The organism is Streptomyces sp. NPDC008150, assembly GCF_042956945.1.
Classification (GTDB): Bacteria; Actinomycetota; Actinomycetes; order Streptomycetales; family Streptomycetaceae; genus Streptomyces.
Genome location: NZ_JBIBHJ010000006.1, coordinates 212,956 through 234,688 on the forward strand (window position 1 = coordinate 212,956; position 21,733 = coordinate 234,688).

21 protein-coding genes are annotated in these 21,733 nt (G+C 70.2%); 9 read left to right on the plus strand and 12 right to left on the minus strand.

From position 1 onward, the window contains the following. Positions 1–57 precede the first annotated feature (57 nt). Entirely contained in the window at positions 58–921 is an 864-nt protein-coding gene (locus ACFZA0_RS17375; protein ID WP_391017050.1) for an NAD(P)H-binding protein, read from the minus strand. 547 nt (positions 922–1,468) lie between these two features. Beyond that, positions 1,469–2,335 (minus strand): LysR substrate-binding domain-containing protein, encoded by an 867-nt coding sequence (locus ACFZA0_RS17380; protein ID WP_391017053.1) that lies wholly within the window; start codon positions 2,333–2,335, stop codon positions 1,469–1,471. A gap of 95 nt (positions 2,336–2,430) precedes the next feature. Between ACFZA0_RS17380 and ACFZA0_RS17385 the strand changes: the two genes are divergently transcribed. Then, the gene (locus ACFZA0_RS17385; protein WP_391017056.1) at positions 2,431–2,748 is read left to right on the plus strand and encodes a hypothetical protein; all 318 of its coding nucleotides are present in this window, start codon (positions 2,431–2,433) and stop codon (positions 2,746–2,748) included. A 129-nt stretch (positions 2,749–2,877) separates the two neighbouring features. Here the strand turns inward: ACFZA0_RS17385 and ACFZA0_RS17390 are convergent, their stop codons facing one another. After that, positions 2,878–3,102, minus strand: a complete 225-nt coding sequence (locus ACFZA0_RS17390) for a hypothetical protein (RefSeq protein WP_391017058.1) — start codon at positions 3,100–3,102, stop codon at positions 2,878–2,880. 64 nt (positions 3,103–3,166) lie between these two features. Then, a complete protein-coding gene (locus tag ACFZA0_RS17395) occupies positions 3,167–3,400 on the minus strand; it encodes a hypothetical protein (protein WP_391017607.1) in 234 nt (77 codons plus the stop codon). A gap of 289 nt (positions 3,401–3,689) precedes the next feature. Between ACFZA0_RS17395 and ACFZA0_RS17400 the strand changes: the two genes are divergently transcribed. Then, positions 3,690–4,727 (plus strand): TIGR01777 family oxidoreductase, encoded by a 1,038-nt coding sequence (locus ACFZA0_RS17400; protein WP_391017061.1) that lies wholly within the window; start codon positions 3,690–3,692, stop codon positions 4,725–4,727. A gap of 73 nt (positions 4,728–4,800) precedes the next feature. Here ACFZA0_RS17400 and ACFZA0_RS17405 read toward each other — a convergent pair whose 3' ends face one another. Next, the gene (locus tag ACFZA0_RS17405; RefSeq protein WP_391017609.1) at positions 4,801–5,661 is read right to left on the minus strand and encodes an NmrA family NAD(P)-binding protein; all 861 of its coding nucleotides are present in this window, start codon (positions 5,659–5,661) and stop codon (positions 4,801–4,803) included. 87 nt (positions 5,662–5,748) lie between these two features. Here ACFZA0_RS17405 and ACFZA0_RS17410 point away from each other — a divergent pair, with 87 nt between their 5' ends. Continuing rightward, positions 5,749–6,171, plus strand: a complete 423-nt coding sequence (locus tag ACFZA0_RS17410; RefSeq protein ID WP_391017063.1) for a winged helix-turn-helix transcriptional regulator — start codon at positions 5,749–5,751, stop codon at positions 6,169–6,171. A 103-nt stretch (positions 6,172–6,274) separates the two neighbouring features. Here ACFZA0_RS17410 and ACFZA0_RS17415 read toward each other — a convergent pair whose 3' ends face one another. Both ACFZA0_RS17415 and ACFZA0_RS17420 read right to left on the minus strand, forming a co-directional pair. Further along, entirely contained in the window at positions 6,275–7,312 is a 1,038-nt protein-coding gene (locus tag ACFZA0_RS17415; RefSeq protein ID WP_391017065.1) for a hypothetical protein, read from the minus strand. Positions 7,313–7,470: 158 nt separating this feature from the next. Next, entirely contained in the window at positions 7,471–7,905 is a 435-nt protein-coding gene (locus tag ACFZA0_RS17420; RefSeq protein ID WP_391017067.1) for a deaminase, read from the minus strand. 434 nt (positions 7,906–8,339) lie between these two features. Between ACFZA0_RS17420 and ACFZA0_RS17425 the strand changes: the two genes are divergently transcribed. Beyond that, a complete protein-coding gene (locus ACFZA0_RS17425) occupies positions 8,340–9,272 on the plus strand; it encodes a hypothetical protein (protein WP_391017069.1) in 933 nt (310 codons plus the stop codon). A gap of 672 nt (positions 9,273–9,944) precedes the next feature. Here ACFZA0_RS17425 and ACFZA0_RS17430 read toward each other — a convergent pair. Then, a complete protein-coding gene (locus ACFZA0_RS17430; RefSeq protein ID WP_391017072.1) occupies positions 9,945–10,688 on the minus strand; it encodes an SDR family NAD(P)-dependent oxidoreductase in 744 nt (247 codons plus the stop codon). 103 nt (positions 10,689–10,791) lie between these two features. On the opposite strand from ACFZA0_RS17430, the gene ACFZA0_RS17435 reads away from it, so the two are divergent. After that, positions 10,792–11,640 (plus strand): LysR family transcriptional regulator, encoded by an 849-nt coding sequence (locus ACFZA0_RS17435; protein ID WP_391017073.1) that lies wholly within the window; start codon positions 10,792–10,794, stop codon positions 11,638–11,640. A 320-nt stretch (positions 11,641–11,960) separates the two neighbouring features. Here ACFZA0_RS17435 and ACFZA0_RS17440 read toward each other — a convergent pair whose 3' ends face one another. Then, positions 11,961–12,500, minus strand: coding sequence for a hypothetical protein (locus ACFZA0_RS17440; protein ID WP_391017075.1), 540 nt, complete (start codon positions 12,498–12,500; stop codon positions 11,961–11,963). A 473-nt stretch (positions 12,501–12,973) separates the two neighbouring features. Between ACFZA0_RS17440 and ACFZA0_RS17445 the strand changes: the two genes are divergently transcribed. Both ACFZA0_RS17445 and ACFZA0_RS17450 read left to right on the plus strand, forming a co-directional pair. Then, positions 12,974–13,618, plus strand: coding sequence for a methyltransferase domain-containing protein (locus ACFZA0_RS17445; protein ID WP_391017078.1), 645 nt, complete (start codon positions 12,974–12,976; stop codon positions 13,616–13,618). A gap of 115 nt (positions 13,619–13,733) precedes the next feature. After that, complete coding sequence (locus ACFZA0_RS17450; RefSeq protein ID WP_391017081.1) at positions 13,734–14,849, plus strand: pentapeptide repeat-containing protein; 1,116 nt, start codon at positions 13,734–13,736, stop codon at positions 14,847–14,849. A gap of 176 nt (positions 14,850–15,025) precedes the next feature. Here ACFZA0_RS17450 and ACFZA0_RS17455 read toward each other — a convergent pair whose 3' ends face one another. Next, a complete protein-coding gene (locus tag ACFZA0_RS17455; protein WP_391017084.1) occupies positions 15,026–15,415 on the minus strand; it encodes an SUKH-4 family immunity protein in 390 nt (129 codons plus the stop codon). A 1,229-nt stretch (positions 15,416–16,644) separates the two neighbouring features. Between ACFZA0_RS17455 and ACFZA0_RS17460 the strand changes: the two genes are divergently transcribed. Both ACFZA0_RS17460 and ACFZA0_RS17465 read left to right on the plus strand, forming a co-directional pair. Continuing rightward, the gene (locus ACFZA0_RS17460) at positions 16,645–17,973 is read left to right on the plus strand and encodes an MFS transporter (protein ID WP_391017087.1); all 1,329 of its coding nucleotides are present in this window, start codon (positions 16,645–16,647) and stop codon (positions 17,971–17,973) included. An 89-nt stretch (positions 17,974–18,062) separates the two neighbouring features. Then, the gene (locus ACFZA0_RS17465; RefSeq protein ID WP_391017089.1) at positions 18,063–18,665 is read left to right on the plus strand and encodes a TetR family transcriptional regulator; all 603 of its coding nucleotides are present in this window, start codon (positions 18,063–18,065) and stop codon (positions 18,663–18,665) included. A gap of 356 nt (positions 18,666–19,021) precedes the next feature. Here ACFZA0_RS17465 and ACFZA0_RS17470 read toward each other — a convergent pair whose 3' ends face one another. Next, on the minus strand, positions 19,022–19,972 hold the full coding sequence (locus ACFZA0_RS17470; RefSeq protein ID WP_391017092.1) for a hypothetical protein: 951 nt from the start codon (positions 19,970–19,972) through the stop codon (positions 19,022–19,024). A gap of 560 nt (positions 19,973–20,532) precedes the next feature. Next, positions 20,533–21,654 carry an NADAR domain-containing protein gene (locus tag ACFZA0_RS17475; protein WP_391017094.1) on the minus strand — a complete coding sequence of 374 codons (1,122 nt, stop codon included), beginning with the start codon at positions 21,652–21,654 and terminating at the stop codon, positions 20,533–20,535. Positions 21,655–21,733: the final 79 nt, after the last annotated feature.

Consider the following 21,733-nt stretch of genomic DNA (forward strand, 5'->3'; position numbering starts at 1 on the left):
CGACGCCTCCGAAACGCTCGTGCACGGGGCCGCCGGCCGTTGGGCCGGGGAGGTGCTTCAGCGGGCGAGGAGTTCGGACAGCTCGACGGCCGGATGCCCGGTGAGCCGTGGGATTGCATCGCTGACCTGGCTGAAGGCGCCCGAGGCGATCGCGGTGTAGGTCGACACCCACGCGTCCAACTGCCACTGGGGGGCACCGTACGAGGCACGCGAGCGGTACGCCTCCGCCACCGTCTCCTCCCTGTACGAGACGGGCCGCCCCGTGGCCCGGGACACCGCCGCGGCGATCTCCTCCAGGCTCAGGGCCTGCGGACCGGTGAGGTCGTACGTGACGCCGTGGTGCTGTGCGGGATTCCGCAGCACCGCCACGGCGGCGTCCGCGATGTCGTCCTGTGCCACGGCGGCGACCCGCCCCTGCCCTCCAGGTCCGCGGATGACCCCGTCCTCGCCGACCAGGGCCGGCATGAAGTCCGCGTACAGGTTGTCGCGCAGCACCGTGAACTCCAGACCGCTGGCCCGGATGTGTTCCTCGGTTGCCCAATGGTCACGGGCCAGGGTGAACGTGGCGTCCGCCGCCGCCCCGACCGACGACGTGTACACCAGGTGGCGCACCCCGGCGGCGACTGCCGCGTCGATGAAGTTGATGTGCTGCGGCACCCGGTCGGGCGCCTCCGAGGCGGAGACCATCAGCACGGTGCCGACACCGCTCAGCGAGGCGACGATGTCGTCGTAGCGCGCGTAGTCTCCGGGCACGGCGACAGCGCCGGGCAGGTCCGGGGCGTGGGCGGGCGTACGGGCCAGAAGCCGCTGGGGAACACCGGCCTCGGAAAGGCGTCGCGCCACCCGGCCGCCCAGGCGTCCGGAGGCGCCGGTGACCGCGAGGACCCGCTGCTGGGCATCGTCGTGCGTGGGGGCGGCCATGGGTGCTCCTGATGTTGTGATCGGCGACGGTGACCAACGTATGCCCGCCCGGACCATCGGGCAGTTCGCGTTACGGTCGTCTGCCCCGACCGCACGTGGGCTCCAGCCGGGTTCGCGGACGCGGTCGGTGACCTGTGGGCTGCGGTCCTGCTGCGCCAAGTCACGCCGGAGGCCGGGCAGTTGCTCGGGGCGAACGCCGGGGCCACGTCGCCGGGGCGACGGCGGGGCTGTCGGGACGGCCGACGTAATACCGGGGGAGGGGTTGGGCCGGTCAGGGTGACCACCGGTGACTCGCCGCCGTCCTGGAGGTGGGGCGCGGCACCGGGGCGCCGGGCCGTGCGGTGGTCGGTGCGGAGGGCGAGCGCCCTGGTGCCGAGCCGTCCGCCCGCGCGATCGCTGCGAGAGGGCCCCCGCCCGCGACGGCAGGCGCGTCCGTGTCAGCCGTGGGAGCACGGTCAGGTGCTGAACTCCGCGAGCGGCAGGCCCAGTTGGACGTGATCGGCAGCGCCGCCGACGTGGAGATCGGTCGTTCGGGCAGCGCTATCCCTCAGCCCTGCGCCGCCTCCACCGCCGAGGCGACGAAGTCCGCGACCAGTCGTCGGCGGTCGTCCTCTCCCCAGGCGAGGACCAGGGCACTGCGCGGCGCGTCGGTCACCGGAACATGAACCAGCCCCGGATGGTGCGGCCTGGCCAGCGAGCGGGGCAGCACCGCGATCGCCCGTCCCAGCAGGACCATGTGCGTCAGTTCGGCGCCGTCGGCGACCTCGGGGCCGGCCTCGGGGAGGGGGTCGATGCCGGGCACGGCGTTGCCGGTGACGCCCTTCCAGCGCGGCAGTGTCTCGTGGGCCAGGTCGGCGAGGGTCACCTCGCTGCGGCCGGCGAGCCGGTGGTCGGGCGGCAGGATCGCCACCCGGCCCTCGACCATCAGCGTCTCGTGGTCCAGTCCGGTCAGGTCGTCGAACGGTACGTACAGCAACGCCACGTCCGCCCTGCCGTCGCGCACGTGGTCGGCGCGGTCGGTGGCCCCGCCGAACAGGATGTCCACCTGGCGTGCGTCGAGCCGGCGGGAGTAGGCGGCCAGCATGCCCGACAGCAGATCCGCGTCCCCGCCGGGCTTGATCACCAGACGCAGCCGCGTCTCCCGCTCACCCGCCCGACGAGTCTTCTCGGCCGCCGCCCCGACCGCGAGCAACGCGTGCCGGCCGTGGTACTGCAGTGCCTTCCCGGCGGAGGTGAGGGCGACGTGCCGGCTGGACCGCTCCACCAGGACCACCCCGAGCCGGTCCTCCAGCCGCCGCACCGCTTTGGACAGGGCAGGCTGCGCGATCCCCAGCCGCTGCGCCGCTCTGCCGAAGTGGAGCTCCTCGGCAAGGGCGGCGAAGTACTCCAGTTCTCGGGTCTCCAGCTCTGCCATGGCCGCCAGCGTACTGTCCCGACCATTCCCTCAAGGAATGAATCGAGAATCCCTCGGCCTTGGACTACGAGCGGAAACCCCAGTTGAATCGATGCATGATCCAGCACACGATGATCGTCGCCTTCGACGAACCCATTCCCTCGGACGAGCTCGACGAGTACCTGAAGGGACTTGAGGAGCTGACGATGGGTACCGGCGGCTTCCAGTCCTTCGCCGCCCGTCACCACCTCCGGGTCCCCGTCGACGACCACGCCCCCGTGGCCGTCGCTTCCGCCGTCGTCCAGTTCGGCGTGACCGACCTCGACGCGCTCAACGCCAGTTTCAGCCTCCCCGGCATCGGTGAGTTCATCGACGGCTGGCAGGCACGCCGCCCCTACAAGGTGATCTGGGTCAACCACGAGCCCCTCGCCTGACGCCACGGCCTGCCGATGTGTCCCCGACGCCGCGTCGACAGCCACTTCGGTGAGACATCGGCAGGCCCGTCGGGGCGCGGAGGACTCGGGCGGCTGACCGCCTTGGTGACACCGAACCGGTTGTGGGTGTCAGTCGCCGTGGAACTCGTGGGCGCGGGCACCGCGCCACTCCAGCCACTGCGGATCGTTCACGATGGCCTCGGGGTCGGCGACACCGGCAGCCGCCAGGAACACGGCCAGGTCGTGGTCGCTGTAGGCGATGCCGAGGACCTCGTCCCGGCCGTCGCTGTGCACGGTGACCCGGCGGCCCCCGGCGGGCAGGGGCGGGTGCACGACGATGGGGGCGTCCGTCATGGCGTCGACACGTTCCCACCGCGCTGCTCCGCGCGCAAGGTGGTCGGCGTGGTCGGCGCGGCCATCAGGCGACCGTCGATTCCCGGGCCCGCACCGCTCGCCGCAACTCGCCCCGGAGCTCGGAGGCCTGCGTGGTGCCGTTCCAGAACGGATGCCACCAGAGCCGCACGGACAGCCGCAGGAGGCGGCGGCGCAGCGTCGCCGCCTCCTGCGGACGGTGCGCGGCGAGTGCTCGGTACGTGGTGTTCCATGCGTGCTGGATCCGAACCAGGTCGTCGGGGAAGTCGGTGAAGCCCATGACGGCATTAGATCGCATGTTCGAATTTGGTGTCACGTCGAGACCGGGTGGGTCGGTGTCGACGCCGCAGGCCCGTGCCGCCGGAACGAACCAAGTCCAGTGATCACCGTGGTCGCCGTGCCCATGCGCGCTCGCCCGGGTGGCTCTCGGCGGCCGTGGCGCGTCGCGCGCCCGCCACCGTTCTGGGCGGCCACCCGTCAACGCGCCGGCAGGAGCCTCCGGCCGTCCAGCTTCTTGAACGTGTTCAAAAGAGAGGGCTAGGCTGACTTCGGCGAACCAGGGGGATTCGATGAAGGTAGTGCTGCCCGGGGGAACCGGACAGGTGGGCACGATTCTCGACCGTGCGCTGACCGCGGCAGGCCACGAGGTCACTGTGCTGACCAGGCGTCCCGTGCTGGCGCATCACATCAAGTGGGACGGGGCCACCCTCGGCCCGTGGGCCGCCGCGGTCGACGGCTGCGACGCGGTGATCAACCTGGCCGGGCGCTCCGTCTCCTGCCGCTACACCGCGGAGAACCTGCGAGCCATGATGGACTCCCGCGTGGACTCGGCACGGGTGGTCGGCGAGGCCGTCGCCGCCGCGTCGCGACCGCCGCGCGCCTGGCTGCAGATGAGCACGGCGACGGTGTACGCCCACCGGTTCGACGCGGCGAACGACGAGGCGACCGGGGTGATCGGCGGTACGGAGACCGGTGTGCCGGACTACTGGGCCTACAGCGTCGACATCGCGCGGAACTGGGAACGGGCGCAGGCCGAGGCGCCAACTCCCTTGACCCGCAAGGTGGCACTGCGCGCGGCCATGGTCATGTCCCCGGACCGGGGCGGGGTGTTCGACGTGCTCTCGCGACTGGTGCGCCTGGGGCTGGGCGGCCCGGTGGCGGGCGGCGCGCAGTACGTCTCGTGGATCCACGGCGCGGACTTCGTGCGGGCGGTGGAGTTCCTGCTCGCACGGAACGACCTCGACGGGCCGGTCAACATCGCCTCGCCGCACCCGCTCGCGCATCGCGACTTCATGCGGGCGCTGCGCGCTGCCTGGAGAGTTCCGTTCGGCCTTCCGGCGACGGGCTGGATGGCCGAGTTGGGAGCGTTCGCACTGCGCTCGGACACGGAACTGCTCCTCAAGAGCCGCCGAGTTGTACCGGGACGGCTGCGCGAGGCCGGTTTCACCTTCGCACATCCCGAGTGGGAGAGCGCTGCCGCGTCCCTCGTGCGGCTCGCGCGCCGACCGGACTCCGCCCTCCTGACGCCCCCGGACGATTCCCCTCAACCGTCGGCCCCGACCGGCCTGTTGAGCAGCCGGCCGGACCGGGCCGACCCGCCGAGCTGACGGACGGGACCGCTGGGCCGCCCTGTTGAACCACCCTGACGAGGAACCGTGAGGGCGAGGGCCAGGGCGAGCCTCAGCTCGTGCCTGACAACGTGAAGCCCTCCGGGGTCGGGCTGTGCACCGGCCTCGCCGCGGAGGCGGCTGCGGCAGCAGCGGCCAGCGGGTCGCGGGCCGGACGGCCGAGAAGGTCGGCGAGGTCGGAGCCGAATCCGGTGCCGTCCAGGAAGCCGTGCCGGACACCGGTCGCGATCGACGCGAGCATGGGCGGCTGGAACGGCAGCAGGCCCGGCGTCTCGTCGAGGAGACGCCGCCGGTACTCGCCCAGGCCGACAGTCCGGTGCGGGACTCCGAGCCGGTCGGCCACCTCCCGCGCCGTGATCGGAGTACCGGTCAACTCGTATACTCGGCCGCTGTGTTGCGCCGGATCCGCCGCGACGACGGCCGCGGCCTCGGCGAGATCCGTACGGACGACCGCGGCCAGGGCACCGTCGCCGAACGCGGACTCCACTCCCTCGGCGGTCCACATCAGCAGGCCGCCGAAGAGTTCCGCGTACAGGCCGTTGCGCAGAATCGTCCACCGCGGGCCGCATGTGCGCACGAGCCGTTCCGTCGCACGGTGCGCCAGAGCGAAGCCGAGGTGGTCGCCGGCACCGGTCAGGCTCGTGTAGACAACGTGCCGCACGCCGTCCCGGGCGGCGGCGTCCAGGACGGCCGCGTGCCGTGCGACCACCTGGTCGTCCTCGGCGTAGCCGGCGGAGACCAGTACCAGGGTCGACACGCCGGTGAGATCGAGGCCGGAGGGGTCGTCGAAATCGAGTCGCCGCATCCCGTCCCTCGGAGTGCGGCTGCCGCCCGTCGCGACCGCACCACGAGTGTGCAGCGCCGCGAGTGCGGCCGAACCGAGGTTCCCTGTCGCACCGGTCACCAGAATCATGTCCGTCACGGCCTTCCGTTGTGGTTCTCTTCAGTAACTGGGCTTGATCCTTGTCCGCCCGTTCACCAGCCACAAGGAGGCAGTCAGATGTCACTCACGCACACCGGGGTAACCACGGCGCCCGCCGACCTCGACCCCTGCGGTCGCGCGGATCATCCGGACTGCGGGATCCGCGACGTCCTGGACCGCATCGGCGACAAGTGGTCGGTACTCGTCATCGTCGAACTGGCAGGCGGACCGCGCCGCTTCCGTGAACTGCAACGCGCCGTCGACGGCATCTCCCAGCGCATGCTCACCCTCACCGTGCGCAGACTGGAACGCGACGGACTCGTTCGGCGCACGGTGTACGCGACCGTGCCGGCGCAGGTCGACTACCGCCTGACGGAGACAGGAGCCGGCCTGACCCACCTGGTCAAGGCACTCGCCGACTGGTCGCTCAGCCATCGCACCGTCATCGCCGAGGCACGGCACCAGTACGACGAGACCCATCCCGGCCACGACATCCGGTGAGGGCAACCCGTCGGCACGTGCCCTCCTCGGTTTCGACGTGGAGGGCGCGTCAGTTTTTGGAGTGTGCGTCACGCGCGCCGCGCTGCCTCAGAGGCACGGCAAGCTACTGGATGCTCCAGCGGTGCGGATGCTCGGGCTGGTGAGGGCAGGCGAACACGTTGAGCTCGCCCCACCGGCCCACAGTGACCTCCGTGGGACTGGCACCACGATGAGTGGTCCGGTGCCGGTGCCGGTCCTCCAGCGGTTTCCAGCTGCCGCTGCCGCCGTCCCACTCCGAGCTGTCGATGGTCAGCAGCAGGTGCATCGGCGCCGCGCAGGTCAGACAGTCCATGGGACAGGGGTCGGTCACGTGCCAGGAGGCGAAGCCGCCAACGCGCCAGCCCGGCGGGATGGACAGGTCGTACTGGTAGCCGATCGACTCAGCCGCGCTCTCGTCCGCCGACTGCTCGGCTTCCTCCTCCAGGGCTTCCTCCCAGGCGTCGATCCGGGCGTGCAGTTCCTCCGGCAGAAGGCCGGCGAACGGGTAGGTGAACACCTGCTCCGGGTGCAGCACACAGGGCTCGGGCACGAAGCCGTCGGACCCGACGACCAGCGGCTGCGGCGGCGCGGTCAGCACATCGCCGGCCTCCCACGAGCGTCGCCAGCGCAGGTGCAGCGCCAGGTCGTACCGGCCCGGACCGTGCGCGTCGAAGGGACACCAGAACACTTGAAGTAGATCGCAGTCGGCCGGCCCCGCGGGCAGGTCCGGCACATCCCGGCGGTACAGCTGCGCCAGGCCGATCATCGGCAAGGGGTCGGAATCGGATGCCCTGGGGACCCGGTGCTCCCGGCGCAGTTCGTCCAGGAGCTTCAGTTCCTCGTCCGTCGGGCCGGGAGCCTCCTCGCGTGCCCAAGCGGAAGCCAGCACCTGCCGACAGCGGCGGATGTCAGCCGGGCGTCGACCGTGCCCACGGCTGTGCGCCTCGCCGCACACAGGCCAGGGCTCGTCCCCAGGCCACAGCATTGGACCGCCCACGGAACTGGCCGAAGGGTCCGGCCTGCCCGGCCGCGGATGGAGCCGAGTTGTCGTTCCCCGAAAGGCGGCGAGTTCCGGGAAGAGCGCCTCGACGTCGAGCGGTCGTGCGGGCGTGGTCCTCGTCATGGACGTGACCCTAGACGCCTCGGAGCCACTGCCACCGGGCACCCCTTTCGGGGGCATCCCGCACAGCGGTGCCGGCTTGGACCGCACGCTGCGAGGGATGCGCTGGTCGTCCGGCGGCAGCGGGCGGCTGCGGGGCGCGGCGAACCGGTAGCCCCCGCCTACGGCCTGTAGTACGCCTCGATGGGAGCGCGTGCCTCGTCGAACAGGGCCGGCCCGTCCTGAGCCGCCTCCGGCCAGGCGCCCGACTCCGGGTTGGCTTCGACGAGTTGCTCGGTGGACAGCGCGTAGACCACCCGGCCGAGTCCGGAGCGGACGATGCCGCCCGCGCACATGCCGCACGGCTGGCAACTGGTGTACATGGTGGTGCGTGCCGCGGTGTCGGGGTCGAGTTCGCGGGCCGACCAGCGGGCGAGTTTCAACTCCGGGTGTGCGCTGATGTCGTTGTCGCGGCGCACCGTGTTGTGGGCTTCGGCGAGGATCGCGCCGTCCGGGCCGACCAGCAGCGAGCCGAAGGGCGCGTCGCCCACGGTGACGGCATGGGCCGCGATGGCGATCGCCCGCCGCAGGAAGCCTTCGTCGGCAGAGGTGATCACGATGCTGTCCTCCAGTGTGTGACTACGACGATGTGCGCGTGCTGCCAGGCCACCGGGAGCGGGCGGGGTCGGGTGGGACCCGAGGGTTCCGGGGTCCGGTGGTCTCCCGCAGGTCTCCGTCGCACCCGTGTACCGGTCGGGTGTACCGGTCCGGTCTACCGGTCGGGTTCGACGGTACCGGGGCCCGGGGTGATCCGGCCGGTGCCTGAGGCCACCCGCCGGTGCGTGTCCCGGGGCGTTGGCCGAGCCGGGCTGTTGCTCCGGCGGCTGCACGGTGGGGAGTTGGAGGGTGCTGCTCACGGGGGCCAAGTGGTTTTCGCCGTGTACGGCAGTTCACACGGGGAACCTGGTCGTGCACGCCTCCTCTGCGGGGGAGGGCGCGAAGGCACGTGCCGAGCATGACGGGTACGGACGACGATCGACGAGGGGGAAACATGCAGAGGTTGTCGCGGCTGACGGGCATCGGTGCGGCAGGGGCGGCGGCGGCCCTGTTGTTGGCCGGCTGCAACGGGGACGACTCCGCCGGGAACGGTGGCGGAGGGAGCACGGCGTCGGCGGCAGCGAGCGGTGAGCAGTCGGCGTCCGGAGCGGCGTCGCCGTCGGGCTCGGCCGGCGGCCAGGACGCGGTGGACGTGGTGCAGGCGACGAACAAGAAGACGACCGACGCCGGGTCCGCGCACGTCCAACTGGCGACCGAGGCCACGACTGCCGGCAAGAGCGTGACGGTGACCGGGACCGGTGTGATCGACCTGCGCAACGGCACCAGCCGACTGCTGATCGGGGAGAGCGGGCGGCAGGTTGAACAACGCGTCGTCGACCAGGTGTTGTACGAGAAGCCGCCCGCGGGAACCGTCCAAATGCCCTCGGGGAAGACCTGGTTGAAGATCGACCTGGCGAAACTCGGCGCAGCGCAGGGGGCCGGCGCCGACGGCAGCGGCGTCAGCGACCCGGCCGGCTCCTTCGCGTACACCAAGTCGCTGTCCGAGAAGGACGTGACGGTGGTCGGCAAGGAGAACGTGAACGGCGCCTCCACCACGCACTACCGGGTTGCTCTCGACCTCGGCAAGCTGGCCAAGGGTGATGCCGCCCAGGAGAAGAAGCTCCGCGCGCAACTCGGTGACAACGTGCCAGTGGACCTGTGGATCGACGCGCAGGGCAGGACGCGGCGCGAGCAGATCGAGCTCACCGTCTCGGGTGCCGACGCACCGAGCGCTGCGACCACGGGTGCGAGCGCGTCCGCGCAGCAGGCGAAGGCCAAGGTCGTCATGAACTTCAGTGACTTCGGCACCGACGTGAAGGTGGCCGCACCCGCGGCCAAGGACGCGGTGGACTTCACCGACAAGCTGGCAGGCAAGACCACCGGCTGACAAGCGGCTTGCGGCACGCGGATGTTGCGAGTGCAGCCACACGGCGGCAGAGCGACACTCTTCAACTGCCTACCACGAACGATTGTGGTGGGGGCAGTTGCTGAGTCCCTGAGTCCCTGAGTCCCTGAGTCCTGTCGGCGTTGCCGGCGGAGCGCGGTCGCCGACTGTGAGGACGAGAATAGGTCGGCTGGAGCAGGTCTTGCGCAGGCTCCGCCATAACTTCGGTCGCGTGAAGCCGCGTTCGACCGGTACGCGTGCCGTCGGCGGTGTGTGACCGACGGTCTGGCGGGTCGGTGTGAGACCGCGGCTGGGTGAGCGTCTGCGTGGTGTCGTCACCCATGGCGTGCCGGGCGGCCGGGTCAGGGAGACAACGGGGCTCTTGCGTCCGCGAGTTGAGACATCGAGCGCCCCTGAAGAGCACGAGGGCCGTGCGAGTTGCGGCTCCCACCGGCCGCTGCCCCGGTTGCGCCGGGGGAAGATGGTTCTCACCTGGTAGGCAGGCGTACTTGGCACTGATGCTCGGTCGGTGCCTCTCGACCCCTCACCCGTGGACCGACTTGCCGGTCGGCCGTCGGCGACCCGGGCTCGACGGCCGCGTCGACACAGCGCGACGGCGCCGGTCGGCAGGACGCGCGTGCGGCGTCTCCCCGGGCCGCGCGAATCGGAAGCGCATTACCAGGGCACCTCTCCCGCGTCGTCGAAGAAGCGGCCCGTGGGCCCGTCGGCCGGGACGGTGGCCAGCCGGATCGCGGCGACCGCGCCCTGCTGAGGGGTGCGGACTCCCCGGAAGCCGTTGAGGTCGGTAGCCGTGTAGCCGGGGCAGACGGCGTTGATCAGGATGGGTGTGCCGGCCAGTTCCTTGGCGTACTGCACGGTGACGGCGTTGAGGAACGTCTTCGACGGGGCGTAGGCGACGGAGATCGGGCCCGTCTCGGCGCCCGGTTTGGTCTGGAGCGTGAGAGAGCCGACGCTGCTGGAGACGTTCACGATCCTCGGCGCGGGCGATCGGCGCAGCAGCGGCAGCAGGGCGTTGGTGACCCGGATGACGCCGATCACGTTGGTTTCCACCGCCGCCCGTACTCGGTCCACGTCGACCGCGGTGGGCTCCTGGGGATGCCCGCCGGTGATGCCGGCGTTGTTGACGAGCGCGTCCAGTCGCCCGGACCGCTCCTCGATCAGCCGGGCCGCCTCTTGCACGCTCGCGTCGTCGGTCACGTCCAGCGGTACACCGAACGCGTCGACGCCGGCCGCCCGCAGCTTGCTCACGGCGGTCTCGCGCCGTTCCTCGTCCCTGGCACCGACCCCGACCGTCCAGCCGAGGGCGCCGAGCCCGGCGGCGATCTCGTACCCGATGCCCTTGTTGGCCCCGGTCACCAGCGCGACCTTGGGGTGGTTCACGGTGTTCGTCTCACTCATGACACCGATCCTTCTCCGCGCCGGGCAGGGCGTCCAAGACCGACCGGGTGGACGGCGATACCGCTCGGGTATCGCTCCTGGTGGGCCCGGCTAGGCTGGCGGGGTGGAGACACGTGAACTGCGGTACTTCGTCGCGGTCGCCGAGGAGCTGCACTTCGGGCGGGCCGCGCAGCGGCTCGGGATGGCGCAGCCGCCGCTGTCGCGGGCGATCGCGGGGCTCGAACGGCGCCTGGGTGCCGTCCTGTTGGAGCGGTCCAGCCGCGGTGTCACCCTGACCGGGGCCGGTGCGGTACTGCTGCGGGAGGCTCGGGCCGCGCTGGACGCCGTCGAGGCCGCCGAACGGCGCACCCGCCGGGCGGCCCTCGCCGGGACCGGTCGCCCCGCGGTGGTCCTGGCCGCGAAGGCGGGCGCCTCGGGCGAACTGCTGGCGAAACTCCTCGGCGCCTACGCCGCCGAGCCCGGCGCCGTCGCCGTGGACGTCGTACTGTGCGGGCCGGGTGAGCAGACACGGTTGCTGCACGACGGCCGGGCCGACGTGGCCCTGCTGCATCGGCCGTTCGACGACACGGCCGGCTTCGACACCGAGAGCCTCTACTCCGAGGGCCAGGTCGCGGTACTCCCGGCGGGCCACCCTCTCGGCGCCCGCCCCCACGTGCGGCTCGCCGAGGTCACCGACCTTCCCGATCTGCCCCTGCCCCGCTGGCCACGCCCCGACGGCACCTTCCCGGACGGTCCCGGTCCCCAGGTGCGCGACCAGACGCAACTCACCCAGCTGATCGCCCTCGGCCGCGCCTGCGCGATCGTCCCGGAGTCGGCCCGCACCGGCCTGCGCGAGGACCTCATCGCCGTACCGGTCGCCGACGCCCCCGAGGTCACCACGGTCATCGCCTGGCCTCCGCACAGCCGCTCGACGACGGTCGCGGGCCTGGTCCGAGCCGCCACCACCCTGTGACCGACGCCGGTGACGCCGTGCCGCCGTGCGGGACCTGAACTTGGGCGGGCAGGATCTCGGGTGAATCTTAAAAGCGGTCTTGGAAATCTCGGAAGTATGGGCGTCGACTATCAACTTCCTGATGCAGGAGGGGGCCCGCAAACCTCTGGAATCTTGACCAGTTCTCGGGGTATCCCAGCAGGTGATCGCTGATCGGTGATCCTGATGCTCAGGCGGGTCAGCACCTTCGGCTTGACGCTCGACATCGGACAGCGGATGCGGGTTCTGCTGAACGGCGCTTGGGCGCCCCTCAGTTCAGGCGCCTGACTGCCGGGGGTTGGTCAAGGAAGGAGCCGCCGGGCTGCGGTCCACGTGACGAGTTGCTCGCGAACCGGGCCAGGTTCCAGGTAACCGACCAGACCTTCCAGATGAGTCGTCAGGTTCTTGTGTCGCCGCAGTTCGCGGATTTGCTCGGTGGGACGGTCGCGCCAGTCCTCGGCGAGTGCAACAGCCTGTGTGGGTGTGAGGGTCAACGCGTCGAGCGTGTCTGCGGCCAGAGCCTCGGGGCTCCAGTCGGCGTCCGTCTCGTCGGGGCCCAGACGGTCGATCACCCACATCCTGAGCATGAACTCCTGTTGAGCCACGCGCGCGGAGGGCCCCTCCGCGTGGTCGGGCATGCGCCGGTTGGCAAGCAGGGACAGCTTCGCCCACTGGCGACGGGCCTCCTGGGGATGCTTGGAGGTGTAGGCATGTTCCTGCGCGGCGACGCGTGCCGTCTCAAGTTGCTGACCGTGGGCGCTGAAAATGAATGCCTGCAGATCGTCGAGTGTCAACTTGCTCAGATCGCCGCCAGGCTCTCCTCGATGTGCGTGGCTACTCACGGTCCTCGCTCCTGTTTGTAGGCATGCCGGGGCTGATGGTGGCCGTCGGCGACTGCCCGTCGATCTGGGCGAGCCTACCCTCGACGCACGCGACGGTGATTGAGTTCTAGCGACCCCGCCGAGCCGGTCTTCGCACGCGGAGACAGGTCGGAGGGGCGAGCAATGAACGCAACTGTGTACGTGAACAGGAGGGTTTGAAGAGGCGGAGCCGCAGGTGGGGAGGAGGTCCGGCGTGGGACCCTGCGACGGGCCGGGAGAGCTCAGGACGCTGTGCTTGCACGATCTCGACTGAAAGGTCAATGGCACCACCGCATCCGCCTCACCACAGCAACGTCCAAAGATTCGTTTGGAGTTACTACGTTGGCTCGTCGAACACGACCGCGCTGAGAGCGAGTTCCGCCATCGGTAGAGGACCTGCCCTCGCGCAACCTATCGGGCCGTCCTCTCAGCGAACACCACTATTCTGTCGAGCCATGAACGCTGACCGCTGGTTGGAAGACGCCCGGGCCTCTTACGACACGGTGGCGGTCAGCTACGCCGACCAAGTTCGTGGGTCCCTGGCCGGGGCACCTTACCTTCGGGCTGCCTTGGCGCTGTTCGCCGACCTGGCGCGTGCTGCCGGCGGTGGACCGGTGGCAGACGTGGGCTGCGGGCCTGGACACGTCACGGCGCACCTCCGCGAGTTGGGTGTGGACGCCTTCGGCATCGACCTGTCGTCCGCGATGATCGACGTGGCCCGGCGTGACCATCCCCAACTGCGTTTCGAGATCGGCTCGATGACGGATCTCGACCTGGCCGATGCCTCAGTTACCGGCCTGCTCGCTTTCTGGTCGTTGATTCATGTCCCCGACGAAGCAGTGCCCACGGTCTTTGGCCACTTCCGGCGCGTGTTGCGCCCAGGCGGGCCACTGTTGCTGGGCTTCCACGTCGGCGACGGGTCGCAGTTGAAGACGCAGGGCTACGGCGGTCACCCGATGAACGTCCACGTCCACCGCCGTAGGCCCGACCAAGTGACGGCCTGGCTACGCGATGCCGGGTTCACCGTGGAAGCCCACATGGTGATAACCCCCGAGGAGAGCGTTCCCGGTGCGGTCCTCTTCGCGCGCCGTCACGACTAGCCAACGAACGACCTGGCCAACAATTTCGGCGAAGACCGTTGCAGAGTATTAGGCTCCCATGCCTATGGAGACGGGGGAGCCGGGTCGTGTTCGAAGGCCGTGGCGTGCATGGCTGGTGAGGCCTCGTGCTGCCACGGCCCTGCTGATCGGGACGGCGGGGCTGGCCGTTCTGGGCACGGTGTTCGTCATCCTGCCGGGTGTGGTGGTCGACCACGATCTCGCCGGGGCGAGCGTCGCTGCGCAGGACCGGCTGAAAGCGGTGAACGACGTCCGCACGACTCTTCTGCAGGCCGTGGGCGGCATGGTCGTACTGTTCGGCGCGTACGCCACCTGGCGGCAACTGCGCGTCAGCCAGGACAGCTTGCGCGCCACACAGGAGGGTTATGTCACCGACCGGTTCAGCAGGGCCGTCGACCAGCTCGGTAGTGACAAGCTGGAGACACGCATCGGCGGCCTCCACGCGCTGTGGCGGATCGCGGAGCACTCCGCCCGTGACCGCGAGGCCGTCATCTCCATCCAGGCCGCCTACCTGCGTACGCACCTGCCCTGGCCGCCCGCCGGCCCGACTGCTCCAGGCGTTGACGTGCCCATCAACGACGTCGTGCCGCTGGAGATCCGCGCTGCCGACGCCCAGGTGGCGCTGACCGGGCTCGGCGTGCTGCTGTTGCAGCCCCGGGAACAGTCCTGGATCAACCTCAGCGTCACCGACCTGCGCCGGGCCGACTGCGACGGGTTGTGTCTGCATGAGGTCAACTTCGACCGGTCTTGCATGGAGGCGGCGGGCCTGTACCACGCGAACCTGACACAGGCGTCCCTTGTCTCGGTCAACCTGCGGCACGCCGACCTCAAGACGGCGGTCCTGCGCCGGGCCCGCTGCGCCATGGCCGACCTGCGCGGCGCACGGCTGGTCCAAACCGACCTGCGCGACGCGGACTTCACCGAGTCCGACCTGCGTGAGGCGAACCTGCGCAAGGCCGACGCGAGCGGTGCCGTCTTCCGTGACGCCGACCTGCGCCTGGCCGATCTGCGTGGCTCCGACCTGCGCACGGCCGACCTTCTCCGGGCACGTCTGACCGGCGCGTTGGCCAGCGAGAACACGCGCTGGCCGACTGGTTACGACCACGCGGCCGCCGGAGTCGTGCTCACCGAGGACCATGGCCCCGAGCCCGCGCCGCTGCTCCAGCCATCAGGGATAACGACACAGCACCCGCCTCTGCGGGCCATGCCGTGATCGACGAACCGGCTGAGGAAAGTTGTGCACGAAGGACCTCACAGCGCACCATCAACCGGCTCAAGACGTTCCGTGCGGTCGCCACGCGCTACGACAAGAGGGCGTAGGTCTTCCACGGGACGGTCACGGTCGCGGCGATCCGACTGTGGCTCCGACCGTGACCTCCACGTCCTCGCCTATCGGTCTTCCGGGACCAAGACGCCGAGCTCGACTTCCTCGAAAACGCGTGACCACCAGGCTGCGTCGTCCTCGAACACCACCGGATCACTCTGCCGGGCCCGCTCAAGCACGTCCTCGACGTAGTCCTCGTAGTCGTCGTCTGCGTCGGTCTTTCCCGAACAGGCGAACGCCTCCCACACCTCCAGCACGTTCTGCAGACCAGCAACCGAAGAGTTGACCAGGCCGTACTGCTGGTCCCCATCGCTGTCATAGCCGCGGACCATCCAGACTTCGCCGCTGTCGATCAGCAGCCAGTATGTGTTGACGCCGTCCTCGAACGCCCCGAGGAACGCAGCCCGACCCGGCGGAAGGCCGCGGACCTCCAGCTCCCGACCCGCGTCCCGCAAAACATGCGGTTGCAGTCGGCCGGCAATCCTCGTTCGCCCAGCCCAGACACCGCCTCACCGCCCACTCCCAGGCACGCGAGAGCACTCGCGTCATATGGCAGCCACAGCACGCTCGGCAACCGGCACCCCCTACTCGATCCAAACCATCCGATCCTCTCAGACCGCCTGGCCGACCCATCGGACAGGACCTTAGCCACGTCAGCAGTTCAGGCAGCCGACCGGGATCGCTCGGTTCCGCGCTACGGCACCGGGCGGAGGGAGAAGGAAAGCGGCGTGCCCGCGTGGGCAGCGAAATGGGCTTCGGTGGGAGTGGCATTCTGCGGCAACGATCGCATGGCGGAGCGGGCCGCCACGGTCACTCCGTGCCGCCACGATCACTCCGTGCGGCAGCGGGCAATGAGCTGTGCAGTGTCAGTGTCGAGCAATCGCGGCATGAGCCGACGCAGAGCGGCCGAGTGCTGGCGGACACGTTTGAGCAGGGGCTCGCCGGGTCGGGGCCGAGGCGGGAACGTCTTGGGCTGGACCGCATCCGCTCACGACATACAACTGGTCCAGCCATATACCCCGGGTAGTTGCACCGTCCGGCTCGACCGGGGTGACTGTGTCGCGACGACGGGTTCGTGTCCGTCCAGGGACCAGATCTCGACGTTGAGACTGCTGCCGCGGAAGAGAATTCCATCGGCGGTCCCCTCCGGGCCCGAAAAGCCGGCGTCCTCGACCAGGAACGCGAACTCAACGCACGCTTCCGCACGGAATGCCTCGGCCAGGTCCCCGCGATGCCCCATACACCGATACTCGGAGAGCATCACTATCGGCGGAAGGCCTCCGGCCGGTAGAACTTCGCGGTCATGGAGCCGTGGCCGGATGGCCTCCCGGTCAGCGGGCGGGCGACCGGGCCTGGAATACGGCCAAGAGTGACTCGGACTTGGCGCGCCGGAATTGTCGATTCAGCGGCGGACGAGGTCGGCGTGAGGATCACTAGGTCACGCCGACCTCGGTCTCGTACTGCTGGCCCGCTGCCGCCGAAAGGGGCCTCCGGGTGGCGCTACCGAAAGGTGGCCGATGCTGCTCGACGCGCCGGTCGCAGCGGTGCGCGTGGGATGCGGCGCGGCACGGTGGTCGCCGCTGACTGGCTCGCCCGCTCTCCGCTTGACCTGAGTAGACCTGTCTGTCTAATGTAGGCTCTCGGTTAGACAGACAGGTCTACTCAATGCTCTGACGGGATTGTCATGACGCACCTTTCGGTCGCCCCGGAGTCCCCGCCGGCACGCACCTCGACGGCGCAACCCGCCGACGCCGCATCCGCGGTCCGTTCCGGATCGCGTTCCGCCGCCACGGCGGCGCGGGGCCGGCGGCTGCCGCCGGCCGTGGCGCTGTACCTGCTCGCCTCGATCACCATCTCGTTCCTGGCGGCCTCCAGCGCGCCGACCCCGCTCTACGCGGTCTACCAGGCCGAATGGGGCTTCGATCCCATCACCACGACCGTGGTCTTCGGTGTCTACGCGGTGGCCGTGCTGCTCGGGCTGCTCACCATGGGCAAGCTGTCCGACCACGTCGGCAGGCGGCCGGTGCTGCTGGCCGCGCTGGCGGCGCAGGCGGCCTCGATGGTCGTGTTCGCCACCGCCGAGGGCGTGCCGGGACTGCTGGTCGCCCGGATCGTGCAGGGACTGTCGACCGGAGCGGCGCTCGGCGCGGTGGGGGCCGGGATGATGGACATCGACCGGCCACGCGGCACCCTCACCAACGCGGTCGTGCCGGGCATCGGTACGGCCACCGGTGCTCTGGTCTCCGGCCTCGTCGTCCAGTTCCTGCCCGCCCCCACGCATCTGGTCTACCTCGGCCTGCTGGCCGTCTTCGTCCTCCAGGCCGTCGCCGTCGTGCTGATGGCGGAGACGGTGGTTCGCGTGCCCGGGGCGCTGGCCAGCCTGGTTCCGGAGATCAGGCTGCCGCGTGCGGTGCGCCGTCCGATGCTGGTGGCCGCGCCGGTGCTGTTCGCCGTCTGGGCGCTGGCCGGGCTCTACGGATCGCTCGGGCCTTCCCTGGCACGGCAGTTGACCGGTTCGAAGTCCGAAGTGCTCGGCGGGCTGAGCCTGTTCGTGCTCGCGGGGGTGGCCGCCGTATCGGTGGTGGTCCTGCGGAAGGCGGCGGCCCGCACGGTGATGCTCACCGGCATCCTCGCGCTGATAGCCGGCGTGACCCTCACCCTCCTCTCGGTCCGCGACTCCTCCGCCGCCGGATTCTTCGTCGGCACCGCCGTCGCGGGTGTCGGGTTCGGCAGCGGCCTCCAGGGCGGCATCCGCACGGTGGTGCCGCTGGCTCGGCCGCACGAGAGCTCCGGGGTGTTGTCGCTGGTCTTCGTGGTCTCCTACCTCGGCATGGGAGTGCCCGCCGTGGTCGCCGGGTTCCTCGTCGTCCACGCGGGCGGACTGACCGCCACCGCGCAGGAGTACGGCGCCGCGGTGATCGTCCTGGCAGCCCTCGCACTGTTCGGGCTGCTGCGCGGGGGCCGGAACGGGGCGGGGGTGCTGCCGGGCGAGCGGGTGGACGGCAGCGCGTGAGAAGGGCTGCCACCCGACCGGAAACTCGGCCGGAGGCGCCCGCTCGACAGGACATAAGCTGGACAGATCCGTCTGAAGGAGTGACCGACATGGCGCGTGTGACGAGTGCACGGAGCACCGCGAAGCCGTCGGCGCGTGAACGCCTGCTCGACGCCGCGAACGAGCTGTTCTACGCCGAGGGAGTGCAGAGCGTCGGCATCGACCGGGTCATCGAGCACGCCGGCGTGGCCAAGGCGTCGCTGTACAACACCTTCGGCGGCAAGGAACAGTTGGTTCGGGCCTACCTCGACACCCGGCACGCGGGTACCGCCGACCGGATCACCCGGGCCGTCGCGGAGCACGACACACCCCGCGCGAAGATGCTGGCGGTCTTCGAGTCCCAGGGGCGGCAGTTCGACCGGCCCAGCTTCCACGGCTGCGCCTTCGTCCGCGCCGGCGCGGAGGCGGGCCCCGGCGGACTGGTCAAGGAAGCGGCGGACAACTTCCGCGGCTGGATGCGCGGCCTCTTCACCGGCCTGGCCACCGAGGCCGGTGCCACCGACCCCGCCGCCCTGGGCCACCAGCTCCAGATTCTCTACGACGGCGCCAGTATCTCCGCCCTCATGGACCACGACTCCACGGTGGCCGCGACCACCCGCGCCGCGGCGGACGCCCTGATCGCGGCAGCGACGGGCGCGCCCGCCGGGGCGTAGAGTCCGGCCCCCCGGTACGGCCATCGACCGGTTCGACCGCATCAGCGAGTACGCGGCGACGCCGACGGCAGACGCAACACCGCGCCAGGTCACCAGCTCGATCTCAGTCTCAGGACTCAGGCACTGCACGCTGTGTGGGGTCGCCCCGAGAGCAGCCGACCTGCCTTCGCCGGGTCTTCAACTCGTACGCGGGTGCCGGTGAGGCGGTGTACGGGTCGGTGCCGGTTCCGTGACCGTGCCGTCGGCCCAATGCTCCGCAAGCGGTGTGCCCGGCGTCGTCTCGTTCTTCCGAGCGCGTGCCCGGTCGGCCTGGCTGGGCACGCCGGGGCGGCCCACGGGAGGTCGCCGCTGGCAGGTCAGTGTTGGACGAGGATGTTCGTGCCCACGGGGTTGGTCGTAACCCCCGACGGCTGATCCGGGTCGGAGGGCCACCAAGGGGCCGTGACCGCGGCCCACAGTACGGCGCCGACGGCGTCGGACCTGCTTGGCTTGGCGCCGGCCGGCAGGGCGATGCGGATCCGCACGGTTCGCGTTTCTCCGGGCTTGAGCTCGAACTCGTCGGTCTCCACGTGTGTTTGGCCTGTCAGGTCGGCCCAGCGGTCCTCGCGGCTGATCGACCAGTGCACCTGTCGCACGGATTGGCCGATCTCTCCCGGGGCGAGGGAGACCGCGACGCGGAGGTGGGAGCGAGTGAGCCTGCCCGCGGCGTTGTGCACCCGCACGTGCCACTCCACCGGTGTCCCGCCCTCCGTCGCCCGGAGAATCTGCGGGACCTTGAGGGTGAGATGCGTGGGGTCGACGGAAAGGCTCAGACGCGTCGCGGAAGCCGCCGGGTGGATATCCGCGTGACGGGCGTCCTTGGACATCTGTGCCGCCACCGTGGTGGTCACGGCAGGAGCCTTGCCGGCAACGTCGTTGGTGCGCTGGTCGGCGCTGAACAGCCGGAAGTCGAGCGACGTCCGCGCCTTGCCGCGATACGTCAGCGGCACGAGGGCGGCGAACTCTCCGTTGTCGTCCCGCTCGTTGGTCCACTGCAACGGCACGTCGTGCCAGGAGCCGTTCTCGCGGATCTGGAGTTTGTTGGGGACGGTCCCGATGTAGATCGTGACGCGACGTCCGTCGGCCTGCCCGGCGGTGAGGCCCGTGACGGAGAGGCGGAGGGGGAGGGGAGGGCCGCCGGGGACCAGGGCGGTCCCGTCCGCGCTGAGATGAACGACCGGGTGGGGTACGGATGTTGGCCCGCTGGCCGACGGACTCCTCACCGTCGATGCGGACTTGTGCTCCCCGCATCCGGCGAGCGCCGTCATCGCGACAACCGAAGCAGCCACCATGAGCGCTACGGCCGGTCTGGGTGTTCGCGTCACGGTCAGTCCTCCGTGGCGGACTCTATCGGCGGCGGCGACCGGTAGGCAGGCCGTCGGAGAATACGGGGGAACGCGGGAGTCGTGGTTCCGCGGTCCAGGCGCCGGATGGGCAGACAGTCAAACGGACAGCGAGACCCTGTGGCTCGCGCGGACGTGGACGTGGACGGGCTGGATCGGCTCGACGAGGGGGAGAGGGCGTTGGGGTGACAGCGCGCGTGGCGAGCCTCGACAGAACCGGATCACCACGGCGGCAGCTTCCTGCGAGGCCCTGGTCAGAGCGAACCCGGCGCCTTCCGCACCGTCCGCCACAACATGCCTTGCTTGCGCCCAAGCTCCAGCATTGACGACATGCCGTCCCCGGCGGTCCCGTCGGATCGCGGCGCAACGCTCGACATGCGACATACGGCGTGCGCGGCATGACCTGCGGTCTGTCCCGTCGCACCGAAGTACGAGGATTCCGGGCGAAGTTTGACCGGCCGGGCAAGGTCGCAGCCCCGGCTGGCTCACGCCCCGAGGATGCCTGCTCGTCGCCCCCGCAATTCGGAGCGGACGAGTTCGAGCAGACGCCCCGACCAGTTGCGGCCGCGTCCGGCATTGTCGCCCCAGAAGGACGACTTCATGTCGTCGTAGATCAGGGTGGCGTCCTCCGTGGCTACCAGGATGTCGGCCAGTTCGGGGTGTTGGGCGTACTTGGCGCGCAGCAGATGTGTCATGACGGCGGTTCGGGCGTGTTCCCACTCTTCACGCCGAGGGGCCTCGGCTGCGAGCGTGCCCGCTGCGGTGGCGGTCTCCGCCGTGGCGATCGCGCGCCGGGTTTCCGGGTCGTCGACCGACAGGGCCCAGTAGGCGTGGGCGACGGAAGGGTAGGCGGTGCCTTCGACGGTGATCGGGGCGGGGTAGTCGTGGCGGAGGGCGAGCTTGCCGGGATCGTCAGACGGCTTGGCCGGGAACGAGTGGTAGAGCTTGAGGGCCGGGGCGTGCGATGTCGTCGGCCCGTCCGCGGGAACCTGGGTCGCCGCCTCGGCTCTCCAGCGGTCCCGTTCCGCGAAGTACCGGAGGGCGCTGTCGTAGTCCTTCTGCGTGACAGTTCCGTCGAACGACAGGTAGGTGCGGCCACCGGGACCTGCCACCAGGATCCGCAGTGGCCAGTCCTTGCTGTCCATGTCGCCCAGCGCGTAGCGGCGTTGTGTCTCCGGGATCGCCAGGAACGCCTCGCGGGCCGCGGCCCGGTTCTCCTCGGTCCGGTCGGCGAGGAAGATGTCGACGGCGGCCAGGCAGCGCCCGGTCGAATCGGGCCGGCCATTCAACGTGTCGATGGTGTCCCGGACCTCGGCGACCAGCAGTTCAGGCGTGATCCAGCTTTCCGGCTCGCCGAACTTCCAGTCCGCCAGTTCGTGCGCGGAGGCGTCGCCGCCTTCGGGGAGGCTGGTGGCTACCCATCCGGTGCGCAGTTTCTCCTTGAACTCCTCGACGTTGACCAAGCCCCAGCAGTCGATGAGCCCGTCGGCGTAGATGAAGAGGTCGGTGAGGAAATAGTGGCCACCGTTGCGGATGAAGGCGTGGCGCCAGGTTCCGGGTATGCGGACGCCGTCCGCCACGCGATAGATGATCCGGTTGCCCATCATCCTGGGATTGTGCCCCAGCGACTACGGAGGGGGCAGCGGATTTCCTGCCGCTCGCTGGGGCCACTGCAAGGGACGACCG

Excerpts from the sequence above, each read along its gene's own strand:
- ACFZA0_RS17475 (WP_391017094.1), bottom strand. The coding sequence starts at position 21,654 with ATGATGGGCAACCGGATCATCTATCGCGTGGCGGACGGCGTCCGCATA.
- ACFZA0_RS17380 (WP_391017053.1), bottom strand. The coding sequence starts at position 2,335 with ATGGCAGAGCTGGAGACCCGAGAACTGGAGTACTTCGCCGCCCTTGCC.
- ACFZA0_RS17405 (WP_391017609.1), bottom strand. The coding sequence starts at position 5,661 with ATGATTCTGGTGACCGGTGCGACAGGGAACCTCGGTTCGGCCGCACTC.
- ACFZA0_RS17415 (WP_391017065.1), bottom strand. The coding sequence starts at position 7,312 with ATGACGAGGACCACGCCCGCACGACCGCTCGACGTCGAGGCGCTCTTC.
- ACFZA0_RS17460 (WP_391017087.1), top strand. The coding sequence starts at position 16,645 with ATGACGCACCTTTCGGTCGCCCCGGAGTCCCCGCCGGCACGCACCTCG.
- ACFZA0_RS17395 (WP_391017607.1), bottom strand. The coding sequence starts at position 3,400 with ATGGGCTTCACCGACTTCCCCGACGACCTGGTTCGGATCCAGCACGCA.
- ACFZA0_RS17430 (WP_391017072.1), bottom strand. The coding sequence starts at position 10,688 with ATGAGTGAGACGAACACCGTGAACCACCCCAAGGTCGCGCTGGTGACC.
- ACFZA0_RS17375 (WP_391017050.1), bottom strand. The coding sequence starts at position 921 with ATGGCCGCCCCCACGCACGACGATGCCCAGCAGCGGGTCCTCGCGGTC.
- ACFZA0_RS17425 (WP_391017069.1), top strand. The coding sequence starts at position 8,340 with ATGCAGAGGTTGTCGCGGCTGACGGGCATCGGTGCGGCAGGGGCGGCG.
- ACFZA0_RS17470 (WP_391017092.1), bottom strand. The coding sequence starts at position 19,972 with ATGACGGCGCTCGCCGGATGCGGGGAGCACAAGTCCGCATCGACGGTG.
- ACFZA0_RS17385 (WP_391017056.1), top strand. The coding sequence starts at position 2,431 with ATGATCCAGCACACGATGATCGTCGCCTTCGACGAACCCATTCCCTCG.
- ACFZA0_RS17400 (WP_391017061.1), top strand. The coding sequence starts at position 3,690 with ATGAAGGTAGTGCTGCCCGGGGGAACCGGACAGGTGGGCACGATTCTC.
- ACFZA0_RS17410 (WP_391017063.1), top strand. The coding sequence starts at position 5,749 with ATGTCACTCACGCACACCGGGGTAACCACGGCGCCCGCCGACCTCGAC.
- ACFZA0_RS17390 (WP_391017058.1), bottom strand. The coding sequence starts at position 3,102 with ATGACGGACGCCCCCATCGTCGTGCACCCGCCCCTGCCCGCCGGGGGC.
- ACFZA0_RS17445 (WP_391017078.1), top strand. The coding sequence starts at position 12,974 with ATGAACGCTGACCGCTGGTTGGAAGACGCCCGGGCCTCTTACGACACG.
- ACFZA0_RS17465 (WP_391017089.1), top strand. The coding sequence starts at position 18,063 with ATGGCGCGTGTGACGAGTGCACGGAGCACCGCGAAGCCGTCGGCGCGT.